General features: G+C 64.6%; 21 protein-coding genes and 1 pseudogene. 4 read left to right on the top strand and 18 right to left on the bottom strand.

Annotated elements, in window-relative coordinates:
• Positions 1 to 98 precede the first annotated feature (98 nt).
• Together wecC and wecB are read right to left on the bottom strand one after the other, a co-directional pair.
• Positions 99 to 1394, bottom strand: a complete 1296-nt coding sequence (gene wecC, locus FE851_RS06345; protein WP_130753037.1) for a UDP-N-acetyl-D-mannosamine dehydrogenase — start codon at positions 1392 to 1394, stop codon at positions 99 to 101.
• A gap of 266 nt (positions 1395 to 1660) precedes the next feature.
• Complete coding sequence (gene wecB, locus FE851_RS06335) at positions 1661 to 2770, bottom strand: non-hydrolyzing UDP-N-acetylglucosamine 2-epimerase (RefSeq protein WP_145204181.1); 1110 nt, start codon at positions 2768 to 2770, stop codon at positions 1661 to 1663.
• Between the two features lie 210 nt (positions 2771 to 2980).
• Between wecB and FE851_RS26660 the strand changes: the two genes are divergently transcribed.
• On the top strand, positions 2981 to 3103 hold the full coding sequence (locus tag FE851_RS26660) for a hypothetical protein (RefSeq protein ID WP_017182334.1): 123 nt from the start codon (positions 2981 to 2983) through the stop codon (positions 3101 to 3103).
• Positions 3104 to 3106: 3 nt separating this feature from the next.
• Here the strand turns inward: FE851_RS26660 and FE851_RS06330 are convergent, their stop codons facing one another.
• A complete protein-coding gene (locus FE851_RS06330) occupies positions 3107 to 3967 on the bottom strand; it encodes an ABC transporter permease (protein WP_145200794.1) in 861 nt (286 codons plus the stop codon).
• Between the two features lie 115 nt (positions 3968 to 4082).
• Between FE851_RS06330 and FE851_RS06325 the strand changes: the two genes are divergently transcribed.
• A complete protein-coding gene (locus FE851_RS06325) occupies positions 4083 to 4784 on the top strand; it encodes a GcrA family cell cycle regulator (RefSeq protein WP_145200791.1) in 702 nt (233 codons plus the stop codon).
• Between the two features lie 68 nt (positions 4785 to 4852).
• On the opposite strand, the gene FE851_RS06320 is transcribed toward FE851_RS06325, so the two are convergent.
• Complete coding sequence (locus FE851_RS06320) at positions 4853 to 5695, bottom strand: outer membrane protein (RefSeq protein WP_017182337.1); 843 nt, start codon at positions 5693 to 5695, stop codon at positions 4853 to 4855.
• A gap of 160 nt (positions 5696 to 5855) precedes the next feature.
• Between FE851_RS06320 and parE the strand changes: the two genes are divergently transcribed.
• Positions 5856 to 7832, top strand: coding sequence for a DNA topoisomerase IV subunit B (parE, locus tag FE851_RS06315; protein ID WP_107124652.1), 1977 nt, complete (start codon positions 5856 to 5858; stop codon positions 7830 to 7832).
• The gene (locus FE851_RS06310; protein ID WP_145200788.1) at positions 7829 to 9103 is read left to right on the top strand and encodes a serine hydrolase; all 1275 of its coding nucleotides are present in this window, start codon (positions 7829 to 7831) and stop codon (positions 9101 to 9103) included. Before parE ends, FE851_RS06310 begins: the two co-directional genes overlap by 4 nt.
• A 25-nt stretch (positions 9104 to 9128) precedes the next feature.
• On the opposite strand, the gene ccoS is transcribed toward FE851_RS06310, so the two are convergent.
• From ccoS to FE851_RS06240, 14 genes and pseudogenes are all read right to left on the bottom strand, one after another.
• Entirely contained in the window at positions 9129 to 9269 is a 141-nt protein-coding gene (gene ccoS, locus FE851_RS06305; RefSeq protein ID WP_017182340.1) for a cbb3-type cytochrome oxidase assembly protein CcoS, read from the bottom strand.
• Positions 9266 to 10474 (bottom strand): annotated as a pseudogene (locus FE851_RS27240) (HAD-IC family P-type ATPase); the annotation flags it as partial. The gene ccoS and the pseudogene FE851_RS27240, both read right to left, overlap by 4 nt.
• Positions 10465 to 11460 carry a heavy metal translocating P-type ATPase gene (locus FE851_RS27235; RefSeq protein ID WP_409994496.1) on the bottom strand — a complete coding sequence of 332 codons (996 nt, stop codon included), beginning with the start codon at positions 11458 to 11460 and terminating at the stop codon, positions 10465 to 10467. The pseudogene FE851_RS27240 and the gene FE851_RS27235, both read right to left, overlap by 10 nt.
• Positions 11461 to 11537: 77 nt before the next feature.
• Positions 11538 to 11993 carry a FixH family protein gene (locus FE851_RS06290; RefSeq protein WP_145200782.1) on the bottom strand — a complete coding sequence of 152 codons (456 nt, stop codon included), beginning with the start codon at positions 11991 to 11993 and terminating at the stop codon, positions 11538 to 11540.
• Entirely contained in the window at positions 11990 to 13420 is a 1431-nt protein-coding gene (gene ccoG, locus FE851_RS06285; RefSeq protein WP_145200779.1) for a cytochrome c oxidase accessory protein CcoG, read from the bottom strand. Before ccoG ends, FE851_RS06290 begins: the two co-directional genes overlap by 4 nt.
• A 48-nt stretch (positions 13421 to 13468) precedes the next feature.
• Positions 13469 to 14428, bottom strand: a complete 960-nt coding sequence (ccoP, locus tag FE851_RS06280) for a cytochrome-c oxidase, cbb3-type subunit III (RefSeq protein WP_145200776.1) — start codon at positions 14426 to 14428, stop codon at positions 13469 to 13471.
• Positions 14421 to 14594: a cbb3-type cytochrome c oxidase subunit 3 gene (locus tag FE851_RS06275; RefSeq protein ID WP_017182345.1), complete on the bottom strand. Its 174-nt coding sequence runs from the start codon at positions 14592 to 14594 to the stop codon at positions 14421 to 14423. Before FE851_RS06275 ends, ccoP begins: the two co-directional genes overlap by 8 nt.
• A complete protein-coding gene (gene ccoO / locus FE851_RS06270; protein WP_130753045.1) occupies positions 14591 to 15337 on the bottom strand; it encodes a cytochrome-c oxidase, cbb3-type subunit II in 747 nt (248 codons plus the stop codon). Before ccoO ends, FE851_RS06275 begins: the two co-directional genes overlap by 4 nt.
• A gap of 13 nt (positions 15338 to 15350) precedes the next feature.
• On the bottom strand, positions 15351 to 17003 hold the full coding sequence (gene ccoN, locus FE851_RS06265; protein WP_145204175.1) for a cytochrome-c oxidase, cbb3-type subunit I: 1653 nt from the start codon (positions 17001 to 17003) through the stop codon (positions 15351 to 15353).
• Positions 17004 to 17132: 129 nt separating this feature from the next.
• Positions 17133 to 17888 (bottom strand): Crp/Fnr family transcriptional regulator, encoded by a 756-nt coding sequence (locus FE851_RS06260; protein WP_019053705.1) that lies wholly within the window; start codon positions 17886 to 17888, stop codon positions 17133 to 17135.
• 58 nt (positions 17889 to 17946) lie between these two features.
• Entirely contained in the window at positions 17947 to 18555 is a 609-nt protein-coding gene (fixJ, locus tag FE851_RS06255; RefSeq protein ID WP_017182349.1) for a response regulator FixJ, read from the bottom strand.
• Between the two features lie 4 nt (positions 18556 to 18559).
• Positions 18560 to 19696 (bottom strand): sensor histidine kinase, encoded by a 1137-nt coding sequence (locus FE851_RS06250; RefSeq protein ID WP_145200773.1) that lies wholly within the window; start codon positions 19694 to 19696, stop codon positions 18560 to 18562.
• Positions 19697 to 19716: 20 nt separating this feature from the next.
• Complete coding sequence (locus tag FE851_RS06245; protein ID WP_130753047.1) at positions 19717 to 20532, bottom strand: universal stress protein; 816 nt, start codon at positions 20530 to 20532, stop codon at positions 19717 to 19719.
• Between the two features lie 97 nt (positions 20533 to 20629).
• Positions 20630 to 21994: a methyl-accepting chemotaxis protein gene (locus tag FE851_RS06240; RefSeq protein WP_186378847.1), complete on the bottom strand. Its 1365-nt coding sequence runs from the start codon at positions 21992 to 21994 to the stop codon at positions 20630 to 20632.
• Positions 21995 to 22050 lie beyond the last annotated feature (56 nt).

Here is a 22050-nt window from a genome sequence, read left to right as displayed (position 1 = left end):
ACTTCTGCCCCCTTATGGCCCGATTGAGGCCGGGGGGTAGCGGTGCGGCACGACGAAGGCAACCACAGGCGCGACGGGTCGCGCCCGATGGCCGGTCGTCAGACGGCGATGCGCCCCGGTGCCGGTTCGGCGAAGCGGCGCGGCTGATCGGGCCAGATGCCGCGGGTGTCATAAACGGCCTTGCCGACACGTTCATCGACGGGGACAGATTTGAACATGTCATGATCGACAAGAATGACGAACACGCCACATTGTTCCAGAGCCGTATCGAGATCGATCAGTTCCGCGCCCGTCCCGGCAAATTCCATCGGCAGGGCATGGGCGTAGGGTTCGACCAGCTTGATCCGGCGACCATAGCGACGGGCCAGCCGCGCTGCGACCTTGACCGCCGGGCTTTCGCGGAAATCGTCGATATTCGCCTTGAACGCCAGGCCCAGGCAGGCAACATCCTCGCCAGCAAAGGCATCGATCATGTCGGACGCCTTGGCCACGACATAGTCGGTCTTGCCGTCATTCACTTCGCGTGCGGTGCGGATGATGCGGGCATTTTCCGGGTCGCCATGGACGATGAACCAGGGATCGACCGCGATGCAATGGCCGCCGACGCCGGGACCGGGGGAAAGGATATTGACGCGCGGATGGCGGTTGGCCAGCCGGATCACTTCCCATACGTCGATGTCCATATTCTCCGCGATCACCGACAATTCATTGGCAAAGGCGATGTTGACGTCCCGAAAGCTGTTTTCGACCAGCTTGACCATCTCCGCCGCGCGGGCCGTCGTGGTGATGCACGCGCCGCGCACGAACTGGCGATAGAAGCCCAGCGCCTTGCGCGCACAACGCGGCGTGATGCCGCCAATGCAGCGATCATTGTCGATCAGCTCGACCAGAATACGGCCGGGCAGAACGCGCTCCGGGCAATAGGCGATGGCGATGTCGCCCTGCACGCCCTTGCCCGGCATTTTGAGGTCGGGGCGCATCGTGCCGATGACATCGCGCATCGCTTCGGTCGTGCCGACCGGCGAAGTAGATTCCAGGATCACCGTGTCGCCCGCCTTCAGCACCGGGGCGATCGTGCGCGCGGCTTTCAGGACATAGCTGATGTCGGGCGCGCGATCTTCCGCCACCGGGGTCGGCACGGCGATGATGAACACGTCGCTTTCCTCGACCTCCAGGCTGGCGCGCAGATTGCCGCGCGCAACGACGCCCTGCACTAGCCCGTCAAGATCGACTTCCTCGATATGCACCCGGCCCGAATTGACGGTTTCCACGACATGGGCGGACACGTCCACGCCCACCACCTGCGCGCCGCCACGGGCGATCAGGGCTGCGGTCGGCAGGCCGATATAGCCAAGGCCGATGACGGAAACCTTCTGCTTGGTGTCGACGGGCATGAACAGGCAGTCCTTATGAGGCTAAGATTTGCCGCAGTTTCTGCCCGGAAATGCTGAAGATTTCGGTAACGGTGGCACCAAGATCGACCTACTCCCCCTGGGGGAGAAGGATATGGAGCCTTACCGCATCCGAAGGATCGGTTAGGCGCAGTTGGATGAGGGGGCTGTGCGCCAACGTCAGGGCGGACACCCTCACCACTGCGACTAAGGCAGCAAGCTGCCAAGTCTCGTTGCCTCTCCCCTGCGGGAGAGGAGGTTATGACGCTCTATCCCGCGATAACGCCTGCAATCCGCTCCGCCGCATGGCCATCGCCAAAAGGATTATGCGCCCGCGCCATCGCGTCATAGGCGGCTTCATCGTCCAGCAACGCCAGCACTTCACGCACGATCAGCGCGCGATCGGTCCCGACCAGCTTGGCCGTCCCGGCCTCCACGCCTTCTGGCCGCTCGGTCGTTTCCCGCATCACCAGCACCGGCTTGCCGAGCGAGGGCGCTTCTTCCTGCACGCCGCCGCTATCGGTCAGGACGAGGGTGCACAGATCAAGCAGCCGCACGAAATGGGGGTAATCCAGCGGCTCGATCATCGCGACATTGGGCAGGCCGCCCAGCACTGCGTCCATGATCGGGCGGACATTGGGGTTGGGATGGACCGGAAAGATCACCGCGACATCGGGACGGGCCGCGATGTCGGCGATGGAGCGGGCGATCGCCTCCATGCCACCACCGAAATTTTCGCGCCTATGGCTGGTGACGGCGATGATCCGCTTGCCAGCGAAACGCGTGGCAAGATCATCGAGACCGCTGGCAAGCGTGGGATCGACCAGCACCCGGTCGCGTGTCGCGAGCAGCGCGTCGATCACGGTATTGCCGGTAATGTGGATGCCCGCTGCGTCCCGGCTTTCGCGCAACAGCGCATCGGCAGCCGCCTGCGTCGGCGCGAAATTCATGTCCGCGATGCAGGCGACGACGCGGCGGTTCACCTCTTCGGGCCAGGGGTGGTGGATGTCGCCGCTGCGCAGTCCCGCCTCGACATGGGCAACCGGGATCTTGCGATAATAGGCCGCCAGGCTCGCGACCATGGTGGTCAGCGTGTCGCCATGGACGACGATGCGATCAGGCTTTTCGGCGTCGAACGCCTTGCCCAGTTCGACGATCAGCTTGGCGGTCAGCCCGTCGAGCGTCTGGTTCGGGACCATGACGTCAAGGTCGACGTCCGGCACGATCCCGGCAATCTCCAGCACCTGATCCAGCAGGCCGCGATGCTGGGCCGTTACGATGACGCGGGTTTCCACGCCGGGCCGCGCGCGCAGGGCGTGGATCACCGGGAACATCTTGATCGCTTCGGGGCGGGTGCCGAACACTATGGCGATCTTCATCATCAATCTTTCTTGCTGCAAAGCGGTATGGCAGCCGCTGTGGCAGAGAAATGTAACCATCGCCTGAACGCAGGCGGCCCCGCAGATGCTTTTGCAACGCCCCCGCGCATGTTAGGGCAACGATCTTGCCGCGGGTGATGATGATTTTATGCAGGTTGCGATGATCGAGACTGGCCAGGCGCCCACCCGAATTGGCGGATCGAACCGCTGATGTGGCCCTGGGACGAAGACCATCGCGATGACGCCCTGCCCCGCTGGCATCACTGGCTGCTGGCGATCGTGATGCTCATCGTCCTCAGCGCGCTCATGCCGATCTTCGCCGCCTTTTCCTGACGGTTACGCCTTGATCTTCCAGCCGCGCTTCAACAGCGTGTAGCAGAGCGTGCCAAGCCCGATATTGAGCGCCAGCAATACGCTGCTGCCCACCACGATGTTGGTATCGGCCGCCGCTACGAAGCCATAGCGGAAGCCTGAAATGATATAGAAGAACGGGTTGGCGTGGCTGATCCCCTGAAAAAAGGGCGGCAGCCGGTCGATCGAGTAGAAAGTGCCCGACAGCAGCGCCAGCGGACCGATAACGAAGTTGGTGACCGCGGCGTTATGATCGAACTTGTCAGCCCAAATGGACGTCAGCACGCCCAGAAAGGCGATGAAACTGGTGCCGATCAGCGCGAACCACAGCACCGCCCACAGATGCGCAGGGGTGACATGGACACCGGGCCACAGCGCCATGGCCGCCCACAGCGCGGACCCCACAAACAGCGCGCGCGTGACCGATGACGCCACCAGTGCGCCCAGCAATTCACCCACGGAAATAGGCGGCATCAGATAATCGACCAGCGTTCCCTGCACCTTGCCCACCATCAGCGGAAAGCTGGCATTGGCGAAGCAGGCGTTGATCATCCCCATGATGATCAGGCCGGGCGCGACGAAATCGGCGAACGGCACCGCCTGCCCGCGCAGCATCACGGTGCGGCCGCTGCCGCCCAGCGCGACGATGAAGATGACCAGGAACAGCAGGGTGGTGATGGCCGGTCCCCACACCGTCTGAAGCTGCACCTTCATGAAGCGGCGCACTTCCTTCAGATAGAGCGCCCAGCTGCCCGCCCAGTTGATGTTGCGAATCACCGGCACCCCCGGTTCGGGGAATGGCGGCATGGCGGGCGCGGTCGGGCTAATTTTGGGCTGGTCGTTCATGGATGGATCGACTATCGGCTGAGAGGATTTGCTGCAAGGGCGCTGTTCACGGATTTGAACCTGCGCACCGGCTCCCCATATAGGGGCGCAGCCAGATATTTTGAGGAGTGTTTCATTGTCCTGGACCGACGAGCGTATCGACCAGCTCAAGGGTATGTGGGAACGCGGCCTGACCGCCAGCCAGATTGCCGAGGAATTGGGCGGCGTCAGCCGTAATGCGGTGATCGGCAAGGCCCATCGCCTGGGCCTGCAATCGCGTCCTTCGCCGGTCAAGGCCAATGACGCGCCCAAAAAGGCTCCCGCGCCGCCGCGCAAGCCAGCCAGCCCCGCTCCGGCGGTCGAGGCAGAGGCCGCGCCGCGCCCGGTTGCGCCCGCGCCGGTGGCCGAAACCCCTGCCCCCGTCCGCGCCTTCACGCCCGCCGCTGCGCCAGCCGCGCCTGCGCCAGCGCCCGTCGCTGAAGAAGCAGCCGCCAAGCCGCAACCGCGCATCGTGTCGGTCGGGCCGGGCGGTTTCCTGCGTCAGGGTCCGGGCGATCAGCAGGCGCCGATCCCGCCCGCGCCGCCCCGTCGCCTGGTCCCGGCCAAGCCCAGTGCGGAAATCGCGGGCAAGACGTCGTTGCTCGACCTCACCGAGCGGATCTGCAAATGGCCGATGGGGCATCCGGGCGAGCCCGATTTCCATTTCTGTGGCGAGGCGGTGAACCCCGGCTTCCCCTATTGCGTCGAACATTGCGGCCGCGCCTATCAGGCGCAACTGCCGCGCGGCACCCGCCGCCCGCCCCCGCCGCTGCCTTTCGGCGGCCCCAGGGTGCGTTGACCATCTGACCCGGATACAAAAAGGGGCCGGTTCCTGCGTAGGAACCGGCCCCTTTTTCATGCCATCCGTCAGAAGCGGAAGCTGGTGGTCACCATCACGCTCTGCGTGTCGAACTTGTCGCCACGGTTCATGCTCGTGCCGCCCGACGGGGTGATCAGGAACGGGTTGGTGGCGGGCGCAGTCCCCGCACCGACATCGACGCGATAATCGTCGACATTATAGCGGGTCCACAGATAGCGCGCGCCGATCGAGAAATTGTCGGACACTTTCGCTTCGAGGCCGCCACCCATGGTCCAGCCCCATGCGTCTTCCTTGGCATTGACCGAGGTAAAGCTGTTCGCGCCATTGCTGGTGCTAAAGCTGTTCTTGACCTTGGCATAGGCAAGACCGCCGGTGATGTAGGGCATGATGCCGCTGGGCGTGGTGTAGCCCAGGCGCGCGCGCAGATTACCGTTCCAGTCGATCCGCCGCGTCATGGTGTAGAAGGCCGGGGTGGTCGAATATTCGGTCACGCTGTCGCTGATATAGGCCTTGCCCGCTTCGGCGACGACACCGGCGACGATGCCGCCGAACTGCATGTCATAACCGACATGGCCCATCCAGCCGATCGCATCCTTGTCATCGTCGCAACCCGACGCCGGGGTGGGGCCGCGCGCTGCGCCGCCGCAAGTGCCGGGCGAAAAGGCATTGGCGCCGGTGATGGTGGTCACCGTGTCGTTATAGCTGCCGTCGGCATTGGTATCGAAGCGCAGATGCTCGGCGCCGTCGCTCTTCTGGAAATTATAGCCGAACGACCCACCCACATAAGGGCCAGTCCAATCGACCGGGCCGCTATCCTGTGCGAAGGCGGGGGCCGCCGCCAGAGCGAGCGCCAGAGTGGCGCCAAGCGGCGCGATACGGTTGAAAAACATTGAAAAAATCTCCTCGCCTGATCGGGTATCGAAACCCAACTGCGCTCCGCTAACGGATCGAACGACGCTTTTGTTTCACATCGCAATGCAACATTTTGTTGCTGTTGCCATTTCAGCACAGTGCTTGCGCGGATCGCCCGCCTGCCTATAGCTTGCAATCATGTCCGATGACCTGTTCGCCGCCCAGCCCACATCCTCCTCCGGCTATGATGCCTCCGCCATTGAAGTGCTCGAAGGACTGGAACCAGTCCGTCGTCGCCCCGGCATGTATATCGGCGGCACGGACGAGCGCGCGCTGCACCATCTGGCGTCCGAAGTGCTGGACAACAGCATGGACGAAGCGGTGGCGGGTCATGCCACGCGGATTGAGGTGACGCTGGAGGCGGGCAACCGCCTGACCATCATCGACAATGGCCGCGGCATGCCGATCGACGAGCATCCGAAATTTCCCGGCAAGTCGGCGCTGGAAGTCATCATGACGACGCTCCATTCGGGCGGCAAGTTCGAGGGCAAGGCCTATGCCACGTCGGGCGGCCTGCATGGCGTGGGGGCCAGCGTCGTCAACGCGCTATCGACCGAAACCGTGGTGGAGGTCGCCCGCAACAAGGAATTGTTCCGCCAGAGCTTCTCGCAGGGCCTGCCACTCGGCCCGCTGGAAAAGGTGGGCGCTGCGCCCAACCGGCGCGGCACGTCCGTCAGCTTCACGCCGGACACGGCCATTTTCGGCGAGCAGAAGTTCAAACCGGCGCGCCTCTATCGCCTCGCCCGGTCAAAGGCCTATCTGTTCGCGGGCGTCGAGATACGCTGGAAATGCGATCCTTCGCTCATCAGCGACGATACGCCAGCGGAAGCCGTGTTCCAGTTTCCCGGCGGCCTTGCCGATCATCTGAAGGAACAGGTCGGCAATCGCGAATGCGCGACCAGTGTGTTTTTCACCGGCAACCAGGATTTTCCCGGCATTGCTGGCCGGGTCGAATGGGCCGTCGCCTGGCCGCTCTGGTCCGATGGCAGCTATAGCTGGTACTGCAACACCATCCCGACGCCTGATGGCGGCACGCATGAAGCGGGGTTGCGCACCGCTTTGGTCAAGGGCATCCGCGCCTTTGGCGATCTGGTCGGCCAGAAAAAGGCGAAGGACATCACCGCCGACGACATCATGACGTCATCGGAAATCATGCTGTCGGTATTCATCCGCGAACCGCAATTTCAAAGCCAGACCAAGGACCGCCTGACCAGCCCGGATGCGGCGCGACTGGTGGAAAATGCGGTGCGCGACCATTTCGACCATTTCCTCACCGATCATATGGATCGCGGCAAGGCGCTGCTCGCCTATGTCATCGACCGGATGGACGATCGGCTGCGGCGGAAGCAGGAAAAGGACGTCAAGCGCAAGACCGCGACGAGCGCGCGCAAACTGCGCCTGCCCGGCAAACTGACCGACTGTTCGACCGACAATCCCGAAGGAACCGAGATTTTCCTGGTCGAAGGCGATTCGGCGGGCGGCTCGGCCAAGCAGGCGCGCGACCGCAAGACGCAGGCGATCCTGCCCCTGCGCGGCAAGATTTTGAACGTCGCATCGGCCAATACTGCCAAGATCCTGGCCAATCAGGAAATTGCCGACATGATCCTGGCGCTGGGCTGCGGCACGCGCAAGGACTGCAACCCCGACAATCTGCGCTATGAGCGCATCGTCATCATGACCGACGCCGACGTCGACGGCGCGCACATCGCAACGCTGCTGATGACCTTCTTCTTTCAGGAGATGCCGGAACTGGTGCGGCGCGGGCATCTCTATCTCGCGCAGCCGCCGCTTTACCGGATCGTGGCGGGCGGCAAGAGCCTCTATGCCAAGGATGACGCGCATCGCGAGGAACTGTTGCGCAAGGAGTTCAAGGGCAAGAAGGTCGAGGTCAGCCGCTTCAAGGGGCTGGGCGAAATGAACCCGATGCAGCTGCGCGAGACCACGATGGACCCCGCCACCCGCAGCCTGATCCGCATCACCCTCCCCGCCGATGTCGAGGACCGCGCCAGCGTGCGCGATCTGGTCGACCGGCTTATGGGGACCAATCCGGCGCACCGCTTCGCCTTCATTCAGGAAAATGCGGCCGCGGTGGACGAAGAAGCGATCGACGCATGAAGATGCTTGTCGCGGCGCTTGCCTTGCTGGGGCTGGCGCTGTGGCCGACCGTTGGCGCAGCCAGGGACGCGACCTATCAGGCCAGGGCCGACCAGCTATTGTCGATCCTGTCCGCGCCGGGCGGCGAGGACACCTATTTCTCCACCCTGTTTCTGGACGCCGTCCCGGTCGCGCAATGGCGCGCATTGGCCGCCGATCTGCGCAAGCAATATGGCAAGCCGCTGGCGCGCGGCGCGGTGCAGGTCGAAAGCCCGACGACAGGCGTGGTGGAAATCCGTTATGAGCGGGCGACGATCGGCTTCACGCTGGTGGTCGCACCCCAGGCGCCCAACCGGGTGGTTGGCCTGCAACTGGTCGGCACACGGCGGACGGATGACGATATGGACCGGGTTCTGGCCGGCATCGCCGCCCTCCCCGGTCGGACCGCGCTTTCGATAGCGCAACTGGGCGATGCAGGCCCGGTCTGGCTGCACGAGCAGCACGCCGATACGCTGATGGCGACGGGTTCATCCTTCAAACTTTATATATTGGCCGAACTCGCCCGCGCCGTGGCAGCAGGCGAACGACGCTGGAGCGATGTGATCCCGCTGTTGCACAAAAGCTTTTCGGGGCGGCTGTTGACGACACCCGATGGCGCGCCGATGACGCTGCACAGTCTGGCGCTGGCGATGATCGCGGAAAGCGATAATAGCGCGGCCGATACGTTGTTGCTGGCGCTGGGGCGCATGCGGGTTGATGCCATGGTCGCAACCAGCGGCCACGCCCGCCCCGACGCGACGCTACCCCTGCTGACCACGGCAGAGGCGTTCGCGCTCAAAATGCCCGCCCATGCCGATCTCGCACGCAACTATGCCGCAGCGACGCCCGACCAGCGCCGTGCGATCATCACCGCCAACGCCGCGCAACTGACGGCGGGCGCGGTCGACATCGGCACGGTTGCGGACATTCCCACCGCCATCGACAGCATCGAATGGTTCGCCACGCCGCGCGACATGGTCCGGTTGCTTGACTGGCTACGGCGCAATGGCGGCGATGCCCTGCCGATCATGGCGGTCAATCCCGGCATTGCGCCTGCCGATGCCAAACGCTGGCGCTATCTGGGCTATAAGGGCGGATCGGAACCGGGCGTCATCGCCATGAATTTTCTGGTGCAGGCGCGCGATGGCCGGTGGTTCGCCATCGCCGCCAGCTGGAATGACAGCGCCGCCCGCGTCGATGAACCCCGCTTCGTGGCGCTCATGACCCGCGCGCTGAACCTGCTGGCGCAATAGCGCTTAATCAGGATCGCGCGCGCCGTCAGTCATCATCGTTTAGAATGCGCAGCGCAGCGCCGTCAGGATCATCGAACTGCCCCGCCTTCAACGCCCAGAAAAAGGCGCCAAGCCCGACCAGCCCCAGCGAAAGGGCAATGGGAATGAGGAGAGCAAGGCCGATCATCGTGCCGCCCGCCGCAAACGCAGCGCATTGGCGATGACGATCAACGACGAACCGGACATGGCCAGCGCCGCGACCAATGGCGTGACAAGCCCGGCAATCGCCAGCGGCACCGCCAGAAGATTATAACCCACGGCCAGCATGAAATTCTGACGCACGATCGCCAACGTCCGCCGCGCTGCACGCACGGCAACCGCAACCGATGACAGGCTGTCGCCCAGGAACACGACATCGGCCGCCAGTTGGCTGGCGTCGCTGGCCGATGATGGCGCCAGGCTGATATGGCCCGCCGCCAGCGCAGGCCCGTCATTCAGGCCATCCCCGACCATCAGCACGCGATGCCCCTGCGCCTTGAGCCGCTCGATCATCGCCAGCTTGGCCTGCGGGCTCATATGGCCGGTCGCCAGCATCCCCGTCGCCATCGCCACTTCATGCAGCGCCTGCGGCCGGTCGCCGCTTGCAATGATGGGATCAAGGCCAAGGGTACGAAGCGCCGCCGCCGTCGCGGCGGCATCGGGACGCAGCATGTCGGCGAAGGTCAGGAGAATATGGCAATCACCCTCCCGATATTCGGTCGTCAGGCTGGTCCAGCTGCCCGCATTGGCCGGTCGGGCAAGCGATACCGGCCTCCCCTGCCACAAGCCGCTGACGCCGACGCCAGCCTCCTCGCGCAGGTCGGACAGCGTGGCCGCCATGACGCCTTCCCGTTGCAGCGCCTCGGCCAGAGCGGCGCTCAGCGGATGGCGGCTGGCGCGGGCCAGCGCCAGCACCACCGGCCGCGCATCGGCAGGCAACGCATCGAGATTTTCGGGCATTGGCCGCCCCAGCGTCAACGTGCCGGTCTTGTCGAACATCGCGCGGTCCGCCTCCGCCAGCCGCTCCAGCGCGGACCCGTCCTTCACCAATATGCCGCGCCGCATCAGCGCGCCGCACGCCACCACCTGCGCAGCGGGCACCGCCAGGCCAAGGGCGCAGGGACAGGTGATCAGCAGCACGGCGGTCGCGATCAGCAGCGCCTGATGCACGCCAGCGTCAGCGATCATCCAGCCTGCAAACGACAGGGCGGCAAGCAGATGGACGGCAGGCGCGTAGAGCCGCGCCGCCCGGTCGGCAATCCGCACATAGCGTGACTTGCCCTGACCGGCTGCATCCATCATCCGCGCTATGTCGGCGATCAGCGTATCCGCGCCCGCCGCCCTTACGACCACGCTGAGCGGCCCGGCCATGTTGAGCGCGCCTGAGATGTGTATAAGAGACAGTAGCGTGACTTGCCCTGGCCGGCTGCATCCATCAGCCGCGCTATGTCGGCGATCAGCGTATCCGCGCCCGCCGCCCTTACGACCACGCTGAGCGGCCCGTCCATGTTGAGCGCGCCTGCATGAACGCCATCACCGACGCCGACCGCCACTGGACGGCTCTCGCCCGTCAGGAAGGCCAGATCGACGCTGCTTTTCCCCTCCCGAATTTCGCCATCCGCGGCAAAGCGTTCGCCCGCGGCAACCTGCATCATCATCCCCGGCACCAGCGCGCGCGCTTCCACCCAGCGGCGCTGACCGGCCTCGATCACATAGGCGCCCGGCGCGGTCTGGCGCAGCAGGGCGGCGACACCGTCGCGCGCCCGCCCCCGCATCATCGCGTCCATGCATCGTCCAGCCAGCAGGAAAGTCAGCAGCATCACCGCGCCGTCGAACCAGGCATGGGTGCCGCCGGTAATCGTCTCATAGAGGCTCATGCCCGTGGCCAGCAGCACCCCGATGCTGATCGGCACGTCCATATTGGTGCGCCCGACCCGCAGCGCTGCAAAGGCGGAACGGAAGAAAGGCTGCCCGGCATAGGCCACCGTCGGCAGCGCGATCAGGGCGGACAGCCAGTGGAACAGCTCACGGGTCGCGCCCACCGCCCCGGACCAGATCGATACCGAAAGCAGCATGATGTTCATCGATGCAAAACCAGCGACGGCCAGCGCGCGCAACAGCCGCTTGTCCTGCGCATTCTCCACCGCGATCGTCGGATCGGCCAGCGGCTCGGCGGCAAAACCTATGCCCGCAATCGCCGCGCGCAGGTCCGGCAGGGTCAGCGCCGGATCATGGGTGATGGCGACGCGCCTGGCCGAATAATTAACCCGCGCGGCATGAATGCCCGGCAGCGCCGTCAGCCCGCGCTCGACCTTGGCGATGCAGCCCGCGCAATGCATGTCCGGCACCGAGAACAGGCTATGGGCTGCATCCGGTGCGATGGGATCAGGCGTCAGGGTGACGGGCAGGCTCGCCATCATCCATGCCTTTCCACAAAGCGCATCTCATGCCCGTCGGCCCTGACGGTCCAGTGGATGATCCAACGCCCGGCGGGCAATGGCTGCGCCGCCCGCCACTCGCCATCGGCCTGCCGCTCGATGCGCAAATCCAAGTCGGGCGCGCGCCCCAGCGGATGCTCCGCCGTCGCGGTGACGGTCATGGGCTGCGATCGCGGCCCGACCAGCTTCAGGAACACATGGCGGGCAGCGTCCAGCCGCGTTTCCTGTTGCCAGCCAAGCGCATCCTGTTGCCGCGCCTGCGCCAGCCAGCCGTTGAAGCGTTGGCTGGCGACATAGCTATTGTCGACCACCGTGCCGCCAAAACCGCCTACGGCATAGCTCGCCATCACGACATTCACCGCGATCACCACGGCAAAGAAGGCCACGAAAATCGCCGCGACATGGCGGCCGGTCAGGTGAAAGCCGGGCATCATTGCAACCTTTCAAAATGGGCGGGTTCGCTGGCTGTGCCGCCTTCGCGGTCGGTGGCGCGGACCGTGAAGGCAAAATCCTCGCGCTGTGGCCCCTGCGCTGGCGCGGCCAGGAAGATGCGCAATTTCGCCACGCTGTCGGACGGGACGATCGTGTCGATCGCCGCCCGCGCATCGGCGCGGCCATCCCGGTCGGTCCACAGGCTGACCCCGGCCAGCCCTTCTGCCGATATACGCATGGGCCGTGGCCGCGATTCCATGTTCCGCAGCTTGACCGTAAAGGCATTGCGGACCGTGCCGTCGGACAGGCGCATCGCGATGGGATTGCGATCCTGCTGCGCACTGATGTCGATCCGGGTGCGAGTGCCCAGCGCAAACAGCATGGCGACGCCGACTGCGCTCCACAGCGTCAGATAGACGAGCGTGCGGACGTGAAGCAGCGAGCGGATGACGGGGCGCGGCGCACGGCCTGCCTTTTCCGCCGTGGCGTCATCCTCGGTGCAATAGTCGATCAGGCCGCGCGGACGCCCCACCTGCGCCATCACCTTGTCGCAGGCATCGACGCAAAGCGCACAGGTGATGCAGCCGATCTGCGGCCCCTCACGAATGTCGATGCCGGTAGGGCAGACGGCGACGCACTGGTCGCAATCGATGCAATCGCCAAAGGCGTCGGGCTGCGCCAGCGATTTTTTCAGGCTCCCCCGCTGCTCCCCGCGCCAATATTTATAGGTGACGACCAGCGACTTTTCATCGAGCATCGCGGTCTGGATGCGCGGCCAGGGGCACATATAGATGCACACCTGTTCGCGCATGAACCCGCCCAGGATGAAGGTCGTGGCGGTCAGGACAGCAACCGTCGCATAGGCGACAGGCGCAGCGGTCCCGCTCCAGAACTGTTGCTGCAAGGTCGGCGCGTCGGCAAAATAGAATATCCACGCGCCCCCGGTGCCAAAGGCGATGAGCAGCCATATGCTCCATTTGGCGACCCGCCGGGCGATCTTGCCCGCGCTCCAGGGCGCCTTGTCCAGGCGGATCTGGGCATTGCGGTCGCCGTCGATGAAGCGTTCGACATGCTGGTAGAGGTCGGTCCACACCGTCTGCGGGCAGGCATAGCCGCACCAGGCGCGCCCGACCGCGGAAGTAACCAGGAACAGGCCGACCCCGGCCATGACCAGCAGGCCAGCGACATAATAGAATTCATGCGGCCAAATCTCGATCGCGAACATGTAGAAGCGACGATGGGCGAGATCGACCAGCACGGCCTGATCGGGTGCATAAGGGCCGCGATCCCAGCGCAGCCAGGGCGTTATCCAGTAGATGGCGAGCGTGACCGCCATGACCACCCATTTCAGGCGACGGTAAAAGCCGTCGATCGCCTTGGGATAAACGCCCTTGCGCTTGGCATAGAGGGACAGGGGAGCGGCGGTCATGGCAGGCGCACCTGACGCCTGCCGTCCACCCACCCTAGCACAGGCAGGCTATTGCCGCGCATCGCTCGTCGCCTCCGCCGCGCCGTTGTCCACCGCCGTCGCCACCGGCACCGCCACCGGCACCGGAGCAGCCTCGCCCCCGCCCAGGCTGTGGACATAGGCAGCCAGCATCCGCACCGTCGCCGGGTCCAGCTTGTCGCCCCAGCGCGGCATCACGCCCTGGCGGCTGTTCCACACCGTCTGGTGAATGCTCTCCGCGTCGCCGCCATACAGCCATATGCCATCGGTCAGATTGGGCGCGCCTAGCTCGCGATTGCCCTTGCCCGCCGGGCCGTGGCAAACGGCGCAATTGTCGGCGAAAAGCTGCCCGCCCCGCCGGGACGCGGCATCGGGCTTCTGCTGGCCGCTGATCGTGCGGACATGCGCCACAAGATCGTCGACCTGCGCCGCCTGCAACAACTGGTCGCGGCCAAATGCGGGCATGATCGACATCCGGGTTTCGGCATGATCGGGATTGCGAACGCCGTCGATGATCGTCTTTTCGATGGTGACCAGATCGCCACCCCACAGCCAGTCGTCGTCATTCAGGTTGGGATAGCCCTTCGATCCGGCAGCGCCCGATCCATGACATTGCACGCAATGGACCTTGAACGCCGCGCGCCCGCCATCGACCGCCGCCTGCATCAGCGCGGCATTGGCCGGCAACTGGTCGATCGGCGTCGCCGCGATAGCGCGGTGGATCGGCGCGACCTTCGCCGCCTGTGCCGCCATGTCGCGCGCCAGATCGCCACGGCTGGACCAGCCCAGCATCCCCTTGGTATAGCTGTTCACCAGCGGCCAGGCCGGATAGGCGATGACATAGGCCAGCGAAAACAGGATGCAGGCGTAGAAGGTCCACAGCCACCAGCGCGGCAGCGGCGTATCCAGTTCCTCGATCCCGTCCCATTCATGCCCCATCGTCGGGGTGCCGCTATGTTGGTCGATCTTGCTCTTGGTCGGGTCAGCCATGGTCGCCCCCCTTGGTGTCGCTGTCGGTGAAGATCATAGTGGCGGCATCGCCGCTGCGGCGGCGCGCGCCGGGCCGGAAATGCCAGCCGATGAGGATCAGGTAGGAGAGGCCCATGAAAACCAGGCCCCAGCTGTCGGCGAAATGGCGCATCGCGTCATAGCTCATCGCACCGTCTCCTGCGCGGCGGCGGCCTTGGTATCGACCAGCGTGCCGATCATCTGGAGATAGGCGACCAGCGCATCCATTTCGGTCAGCCTGTTCGGATCACCGTCGAAATCGCGCACCTGCGCCTTGGGATAGCGCTTCGCCAGCGCCGTGCTGTCGGCGTTTGGATCGGCCTGCGCTTTCAGGTCGTCGTTGGCGGCGGCGATGGCGTCCTTGTCATAGGGGACGCCAACGCGCGCCAGGGCGGTCAGATCGCCGCTCATGTCGCCGGCCTTCAGGTCGCGTTCGGCCAGGAAGGGATAGGTCGGCATGATCGATTCCGGTACCACCGCGCGCGGGTCTTTCAGATGCTGGACATGCCATTCGTCCGAATAGCGTCCGCCCACCCGCGCCAGATCCGGCCCGGTGCGCTTGGACCCCCACTGGAAGGGATGATCATACATGCTTTCGGCCGCCAGGCTGTAATGGCCATAGCGTTCTACCTCGTCACGGAACGGGCGGATCATCTGGCTATGGCAGTTGTAGCAGCCTTCGCGAATGTAGATGTTGCGCCCGGCCAGTTCGAGCGGGGTGTAGGGGCGCATCCCCTCCACCTTCTCGATCGTGGAGTCGATCCAGAACAGCGGCGCGATCTCCACGATGCCGCCGATGGCAACGACGATCAGCGCAGCGATGCCCAGCAGGGATACGTTGCGTTCCAGCCTGCCATGATCGAAAAATTTGCTTTTGGTCTTGGTTTCCATGTCGGTTTCTCCGTCACGCGGCGTGCGGCTGGAGGGGACGGTCGGCGACGGGATCGAAGGCAGCGTCGCGCATCGGTTTTTCCTCGCGCTGGCGTCCTGCGATGGTCAGGCCGATATTGACCGCCATGATGATCGCGCCAGCCAGATAGAGCAGGCCGCCGGCTGCGCGGATCAGGTACATCGGGAACATGGCCTTCACGACTTCGGAGAAGGCGTAGACGAGGTAGCCGTCGCTCCCATATTCGCGCCACATCAGCCCCTGCATGATGCCCGCCGTCCACATCGCCGCGGCGTAGAGGACGATGCCGACCGTCGCCAACCAGAAGTGCCAGTTGACCATGCACAGCGAATAGAGGCGTTCCCGGCCCCACAGGCGCGGCGCCATATAATAGAGGCAGGCAAAGGTGATCATGCCGTTCCAGCCCAGCGCGCCGCTGTGCACATGGCCGATCGTCCAGTCGGTATAATGGGACAGGCTGTTGACCGCCTTGATCGACATCATCGGGCCTTCGAAGGTCGACATGCCGTAGAAGGCGAGCGCCATCACCATCATGCGGATGATCGGATCGGTGCGGATCTTGTCCCAAGCGCCGTTCAGCGTCATCAGGCCGTTGATCATCCCGCCCCAGCTGGGCATCCACAGCATGATCGAAAAGACCATGCCCAGCGTCTGCGCCCAGTCGGGCAGCGCGGTGTAATGCAGATGGTGCGGCCCCGCCCAGATATAGAGGAAGATCAGCGACCAGAAATGGATGATCGACAGGCGATAGCTATAGACCGGGCGTTCGGCCTGTTTGGGAACGAAATAATACATCATCGCCAGAAAGCCGGCGGTCAGGAAGAAGCCGACCGCATTATGGCCGTACCACCATTGGGTCAGCGCATCCTGCACGCCCGCAAAGGCGGCATAGCTTTTGGACCCCAGCAGGCTGACCGGCATCGACAGATTATTGACGATGTGCAGCATCGCGATGGTGATGATGAAGGACAGGTAGAACCAGTTGGCGACATAGATATGCGGTTCGGACCGCTTCAGGATCGTCCCGCCGAACACCAGCAGGTAACAGACCCACACGACCGTCAGCCACAGGTCGACATACCATTCCGGCTCGGCATATTCCTTGCCCTCGGTAATGCCCATCAGATAGCCGGTGGCGGCCAGCACGATGAACATCTGGTATCCCCAGAAGACGAAGCGGGCCATGGTGGGAAAGGCGAGCCGCGCCCGGCAGGTGCGCTGCACGACATAGAAGCTGGTCGCGATCAGCGCATTGCCGCCAAAGGCAAAGATGACTGCCGAGGTGTGCAGCGGCCGCAATCGCCCGAAACTGGTATATTCAATCCCCAGGTTCAGCGCGGGAAAGGCCAGCTGGAGCGCGATGTAGAGACCGGCGAGAAAACCGGCCAGACCCCAGAATATTGTCGCAATGACGCCCCAGCGGATCATGTCGTCATCATAACGCCCCTGATCGGGCATCTTGAGTGCGCCGCGGATGATCGCACCATAGTCGGCGCGTTTCAGGGTGAGCGCCGCGAGCAGCAGTCCGGTCGCCGCCACGATCGTCATATGGACGGCAAAACCGCTGTCCGCCGCCATGACCGCCGCAGCGGCCGCGAGCAGGGCCAGCGCGAACCACCCGCCCGCCTTCATGACCAATTGTTCCATGCTTATCCCCCAGGAGATATGTTCGTCGAAATCGCCTGCACGGGCGGACATCGACTGTCCTTGTCCTCTGTCAAAAGGGGGCATCGGGGTCTGTAGGTGAATGTCCCTATCCGGGCCGATATGTGCCGGTCAGGCCGCTTCGGCGAGGCAGGACAACTGGTCGCGATCCAGTATTTCGACGGTACGGCGGTTCGGCAGGTCGATGATTTTCGCCCGCTTCATGTCGGTCATCTGGCGGCTGACCGTCTCGATCGTCAGGCCCAGCACATCGGCGACCTGCTGGCGCGACAGGGGCAGCGCGAAGCTGTCGAGCGGCCCCGCGCCCTCCCCCGCCAGCCGGTGCGACATATCGAGCAGGAAGGTCGCGATCTTTTCCCGCGCATTCTTCCGGCCCAGCAGCAGCATCCAGGCGCGCGCCCGGTCCAGATCGTCCAGCGTGCGTTGCAGCAGGCGGTGGCCAAGTTCGGGATGGGTGCGGGCAAAACCGTCGAACGCGCCCCGCGTGAACAGGCAGAGGCGCGCGTCGGTCAGCGCGGTGACGCTATGGGGGGTGCTTCGGCCAAAGGGGCGACCGATGAAATCGGACGGATAGACCACGCCGACAATCTGTTCGCGGCCATCGCCGGTGGAGGCCGACAATTTGAGCGTGCCTTCGATGACATTGGCGACGATGGTGGCATCGTCCCCTTCCCACATCACCGTCTGCCCGGCCTGCACCGTCACCCGCCGGCCAAGCCGATTGAGCGCGGCGCGATCATCCTCCTCCAGCGTGCCGCAAATCGCGCGCGCACGCACGTCGCATCGCTGGCAGAAGCTGGCGTCCTGGCACGGAACCGGGGCGGGGGCGGCGGGCGCGGTTTGCGCCAGATCAAAATGCATCATCATGATCGCTGCCTGACGCAGCGGCGGGCATCAGCCTATCCGTAATGTCCCTGATCGGACATCATTGCATCCCGGCCTGGAACGCGATGCGGAGCGCTTCGGACAGGCTGCGCACGTCCAGCTTCTGCATCAGATTGGCGCGATGGATTTCCACCGTGCGCGGCGAAATGCCCAGATCATAGGCGATCGACTTGTTGGGCAGTCCTTCGACCAGACCGTTCAGCACCTCGCGTTCGCGATCGGTCAGTATGTTGAGGCGCGCCTGCGCATCCTCGCGCCGCGCGCCGGCGTCGCGGTGGGCGGCAACCTGCGCATTGGCGGCGGCGATGGCGTCCAGAAGCGCCGCCTTCTCGAACGGCTTTTCGATAAAGTCGGTCGCGCCCGCCTTCATCGCGGCCACCGCCATGCCGACATCGCCATGGCCGGTCATGATGATGACGGGCAGCAGGACGCCCCGCGCGCGCAGTTCGCGCTGCACCTCCAGCCCGTCCATGTCCGGCATCCGCACGTCCAGCAGGACGCAGCCCTGCTCCAGCCCGGCGGCTTCCTTCAGGAACGGAATGCCGCCTGAAAAGCTCTGCACGGCAAAGCCGCTGGTCTTGAGCATGAAGCTGAGCGATCGGCGGATCGCCTCGTCATCATCGACGACATAGATGAGGGGTTGGGTCATGGCGTCAATCCGCGGCGTCCAATGTGAAATGAAAGGCGACACCGCCCCAGCGCGATCGCGTCGCCCAGATGCGGCCGCCATGGCCTTCCACGATGGTGCGGCTGATCGACAGCCCGACGCCCATGCCCGTCGGCTTGGTGGTGCTGAACGGGGTGAAGAGCGATCGTTCGACCGCCGGATCAAGGCCGGGGCCGCTATCCGCGATGACAATCTCCACCCGGCCATCATCGTCAGGTGCGGCCGACAGATGGAGAATGCGCATCGGACGCCCCTCCATCGCTTCCACCGCGTTACGGACGAGATTCGTGATCACCTGCTGCACCTGCACCCGGTTGGCCATGATGCGGCCTACACGGGGATCGACGGCGATGTCCATATCGATGCCCCGGCTGTTGATGCCGATAAAGGCCAGCGCCACCCCTTCCGACAACAGGGTCGATACGGTTTCGGGCTGGCGGTCCGCTTCGCCCCGGCGAATGAATTCGCGCAGCGACCGGATGATCTCCCCGGCGCGCAGCGCCTGCGTCGCGGCCTCGTCCATCGCTTCGCCCAACAAAGTCCGGTCGATCGCGCCTTCCTGCGCCAGCAGGTCGCGCCCCGCCTCCATATAATTGGCGATCGCCGTCAGCGGCTGGTTGAGTTCATGCGCCAGCGCCGCGGCCAGCGTCCCCATTGCGGTCACGCGCGACGCATGGCTAAGTTCGGCCTGCAAATCCTGTACCCGCCGTTCGGTTTTCTGCCGCTCGGTCAAGTCGCGGATGAAGCCGGTGAACAATCGCATACCCTGATCGCTGACCTCGCCGACCGCCAGTTCGATGGGAAAGGTCGATCCATCCCGCCGCCGCGCCGTGGTCAGGCGACCGATGCCGATGATCTTCTTTTCCCCGGTCTCGCGATAATGATCCAAATAGCCGTCATGCCGCTCGCGATCGGGCGATGGCATCAGCATCGACACATTCTCGCCCAGCACTTCGGCCTCGCCATACTGGAACATGCGCTGTGCCGCCGGGCTGAACGACATGATGCGCCCGCGCGCGTCGATGACGATCAGGGCGTCGGGCACCGTCGCCAGGATCGACCCCAGCAACGCCTGTTCCAGGCTATGCGCATCATCGCGCGGATCGACATCGTTGATCGCCATTGCCCATCACTGACGCGAAATCAGTGCGCCAGCAAGAGCGGAACCCGCGCTTCGCCCAGCAGATAGCGGGTGACGCCGCCGAATATGGTTTCGCGCAGGCGGCTATGGCCAAAGGCACCCATCGTGATCCAGTCGACGCGCAGTTCGTCGGCGGCGGCGGCCAGAGCCTCCTCGACCGTCCGGCCCTTGCGCGGCCATTCGTGGATTTCCGACGCGATGCCATGGCGCGAAAGATATTCGCTCGCGTCGGTCGGCGGAAAATCGCGCTTGGCCTTTTCCTCGACGGTCACGACATGCACCTCGCTCGCCAGCGCCAGCAATGGCCGCGCGGCGCACAAGGCCACGGCGGCCTCGTGCGATCCATCCCATGCCACCATCGCCCGACCCTGACAGGCAAAGGCCTTGCACCCCTTGGGCACGGCCAGGATGGGCGCGCGGCTGCTGATTGCCAGGTCAGCGACGATCGGCAGCGGATCGCCGATCCCCCGGCGGCCCGGCCCCGGCAGGGTCACGATGATCGCATCGACCAGCCGGGACGCGGACAGGATGCATTGCACGACGTCGCCATCGCTGTGCCGCCAGTCCCACGCCACGCCCTCGCGCTGGATACGCGCTTCGATCTTTTCCTTTTCCTGCGCCTCGGCAATGCGGATATTGTCGATGTCCTGGGGCAGCACATAACTGCCGCCATACATGTCCGCCGACACATAATCGATCACCGGCGTAACCTGAAGGCAGCGAACATGCGCGCCGGTCGCGCGGGCAATGTCCAGCGCCACCTCCATCCGGCTATTCTGGGCGCTATCCTCATGAATATGCAGCAGAATGGTTTTCATGGGCGAAACTCCGGCAGGCAAGGGCGTTGGACAATTGCCTTCCTGCTTATCCCTGCGCCGCCACCCGCTCCATCCGCAAATGTCCCTATTCGGGCCGTCAGATCAGATAGCCAACCTCATACAGGCCCCATCGCCGCCCTTCGAAAACCAGCGGCACGAACACGCTGCGCAGCGCGCGATAGCGACCCTCGCCCAGATCCTGGCGATAGGTGAACAGGAAAAAATCCCCCTCCCCGTCCAGCGCCCGCCGGGTCTGGCTGTCCATGAACATCTGGCGGTTGCGCGCATGTTCCATGTTCCAGCGCGGATCGCCGGGCCGCTGCGGCTGGCTGCGGGTGCTGATATGAGTGGGCAGATAGCCGTTCATGTCGATCAAGCAGCACCCCACGATCGCGCTGTCCTCACCCGTGCGCCGGTCCAGCGTCGGACGCAGCAGCGCGTCGGCAAAGGCGGTGAAGCGGGTCTGATATTGCGCCGGTTCAGTCCCCTCGATCCGGCGATAGTCGGTGTCGAACAGGTCGCCCCCACTCAGCTGATTGTCCGCAATCCCCTGCCGGATCAGCGCCATCACCTCATCGGCGCCTTCCTCCGCCAGCGCGATATAGCGACTGTTGCGGGTCCGCCCTGGCCCATGGGCGGCGGTATCGAGCATGGCGTTGGCCATGCCCTCCAGCCCTTCCAGTTGCCCGCGCGCCACTTCCACCCGCGTTGCGCTTTCGCTGGCCGACTGGCTGAACAGCGCCAACCCCTGCCGCAACGCCGCCACGTCGCTGTCCGCCTCGTCGGTGCAGGTCACGATCGCATCGGACCGTTCGGCAAATTGCGTCACCAGCGATGCGATCTCCGCCATGCTCATCCGCAGCCGGTCGATATGCGTGCCGACATCGCGCCCGCGCACGATATTGGCCTCCACCCCGCCGATCAGCCGCCGGGCATCGCGATCCAGCATGCCCAGCTTGTCGCCAACCGATGCCGCCGATTCGCCCGCCTGCCCCGCCAGCCGTCGGATTTCGTCCGCCACCACGGCAAAGCCTTGCGTCGCCTCCCCGCCGCGCGCCGCCTCGATCGCGGCATTGATGCCCAACAGCCGCGTCTGCCGCGCGATCGTCCCCAGCTCGTCGGAAATATCGCCCACCGCCTCGATCACCGACAGGAACTGGCGCAAATGCCCCTCCAGCCCCGTGACATGCTCGACCAGCCCCGCCACCTCGCCCAGCGACAATGTGATGGCCGCATGTCCCTCAGCAATGATCCGCCCCGCCCGACGCGCGGTCAGGCTCAATTCCTGCGCGGCTGCGACACTTTCATTCTGGCTGGCGGCCAGCGTATCCATATTTGCGTGCAAATCGGACAGCCTCGCTGAATCCTGCTGTATCCGCAGGTTCAACTCGCTCAGAAAGCCCGCGGTTTCGCTGCATTGCAACGCGATGTCGCCTGACCGTTCCCCAAGATCAGCCAGCAAGTCCCTGTTTTCCAAGCGTAGGCCCCAAATTTCCCGATGACTGGATAGTGACGCAT

Source organism: Sphingobium sp. B2 (assembly GCF_007693735.1).
In the GTDB taxonomy this organism is placed as follows: Bacteria; Pseudomonadota; Alphaproteobacteria; order Sphingomonadales; family Sphingomonadaceae; genus Sphingobium; species Sphingobium xenophagum.
This window is presented reverse-complemented; position numbering and strand designations above follow the sequence as displayed.

Bases quoted from the DNA above. Each gene is read 5' to 3' on its own strand.
- wecC (WP_130753037.1), bottom strand. From the start codon at position 1,394: ATGCCCGTCGACACCAAGCAGAAGGTTTCCGTCATCGGCCTTGGCTAT.
- wecB (WP_145204181.1), bottom strand. From the start codon at position 2,770: ATGAAGATCGCCATAGTGTTCGGCACCCGCCCCGAAGCGATCAAGATG.
- FE851_RS26660 (WP_017182334.1), top strand. From the start codon at position 2,981: ATGTGGCCCTGGGACGAAGACCATCGCGATGACGCCCTGCCCCGCTGG.
- FE851_RS06330 (WP_145200794.1), bottom strand. From the start codon at position 3,967: ATGAACGACCAGCCCAAAATTAGCCCGACCGCGCCCGCCATGCCGCCA.
- FE851_RS06320 (WP_017182337.1), bottom strand. From the start codon at position 5,695: ATGTTTTTCAACCGTATCGCGCCGCTTGGCGCCACTCTGGCGCTCGCT.
- parE (WP_107124652.1), top strand. From the start codon at position 5,856: ATGTCCGATGACCTGTTCGCCGCCCAGCCCACATCCTCCTCCGGCTAT.
- FE851_RS06310 (WP_145200788.1), top strand. From the start codon at position 7,829: ATGAAGATGCTTGTCGCGGCGCTTGCCTTGCTGGGGCTGGCGCTGTGG.
- ccoS (WP_017182340.1), bottom strand. From the start codon at position 9,269: ATGATCGGCCTTGCTCTCCTCATTCCCATTGCCCTTTCGCTGGGGCTG.
- FE851_RS27235 (WP_409994496.1), bottom strand. From the start codon at position 11,460: ATGCATTGCGCGGGCTGCATCGCCAAGGTCGAGCGCGGGCTGACGGCG.
- FE851_RS06290 (WP_145200782.1), bottom strand. From the start codon at position 11,993: ATGATGCCCGGCTTTCACCTGACCGGCCGCCATGTCGCGGCGATTTTC.
- ccoG (WP_145200779.1), bottom strand. From the start codon at position 13,420: ATGACCGCCGCTCCCCTGTCCCTCTATGCCAAGCGCAAGGGCGTTTAT.
- ccoP (WP_145200776.1), bottom strand. From the start codon at position 14,428: ATGGCTGACCCGACCAAGAGCAAGATCGACCAACATAGCGGCACCCCG.
- FE851_RS06275 (WP_017182345.1), bottom strand. From the start codon at position 14,594: ATGAGCTATGACGCGATGCGCCATTTCGCCGACAGCTGGGGCCTGGTT.
- ccoO (WP_130753045.1), bottom strand. From the start codon at position 15,337: ATGGAAACCAAGACCAAAAGCAAATTTTTCGATCATGGCAGGCTGGAA.
- ccoN (WP_145204175.1), bottom strand. From the start codon at position 17,003: ATGGAACAATTGGTCATGAAGGCGGGCGGGTGGTTCGCGCTGGCCCTG.
- FE851_RS06260 (WP_019053705.1), bottom strand. From the start codon at position 17,888: ATGATGATGCATTTTGATCTGGCGCAAACCGCGCCCGCCGCCCCCGCC.
- fixJ (WP_017182349.1), bottom strand. From the start codon at position 18,555: ATGACCCAACCCCTCATCTATGTCGTCGATGATGACGAGGCGATCCGC.
- FE851_RS06250 (WP_145200773.1), bottom strand. From the start codon at position 19,696: ATGGCGATCAACGATGTCGATCCGCGCGATGATGCGCATAGCCTGGAA.
- FE851_RS06245 (WP_130753047.1), bottom strand. From the start codon at position 20,532: ATGAAAACCATTCTGCTGCATATTCATGAGGATAGCGCCCAGAATAGC.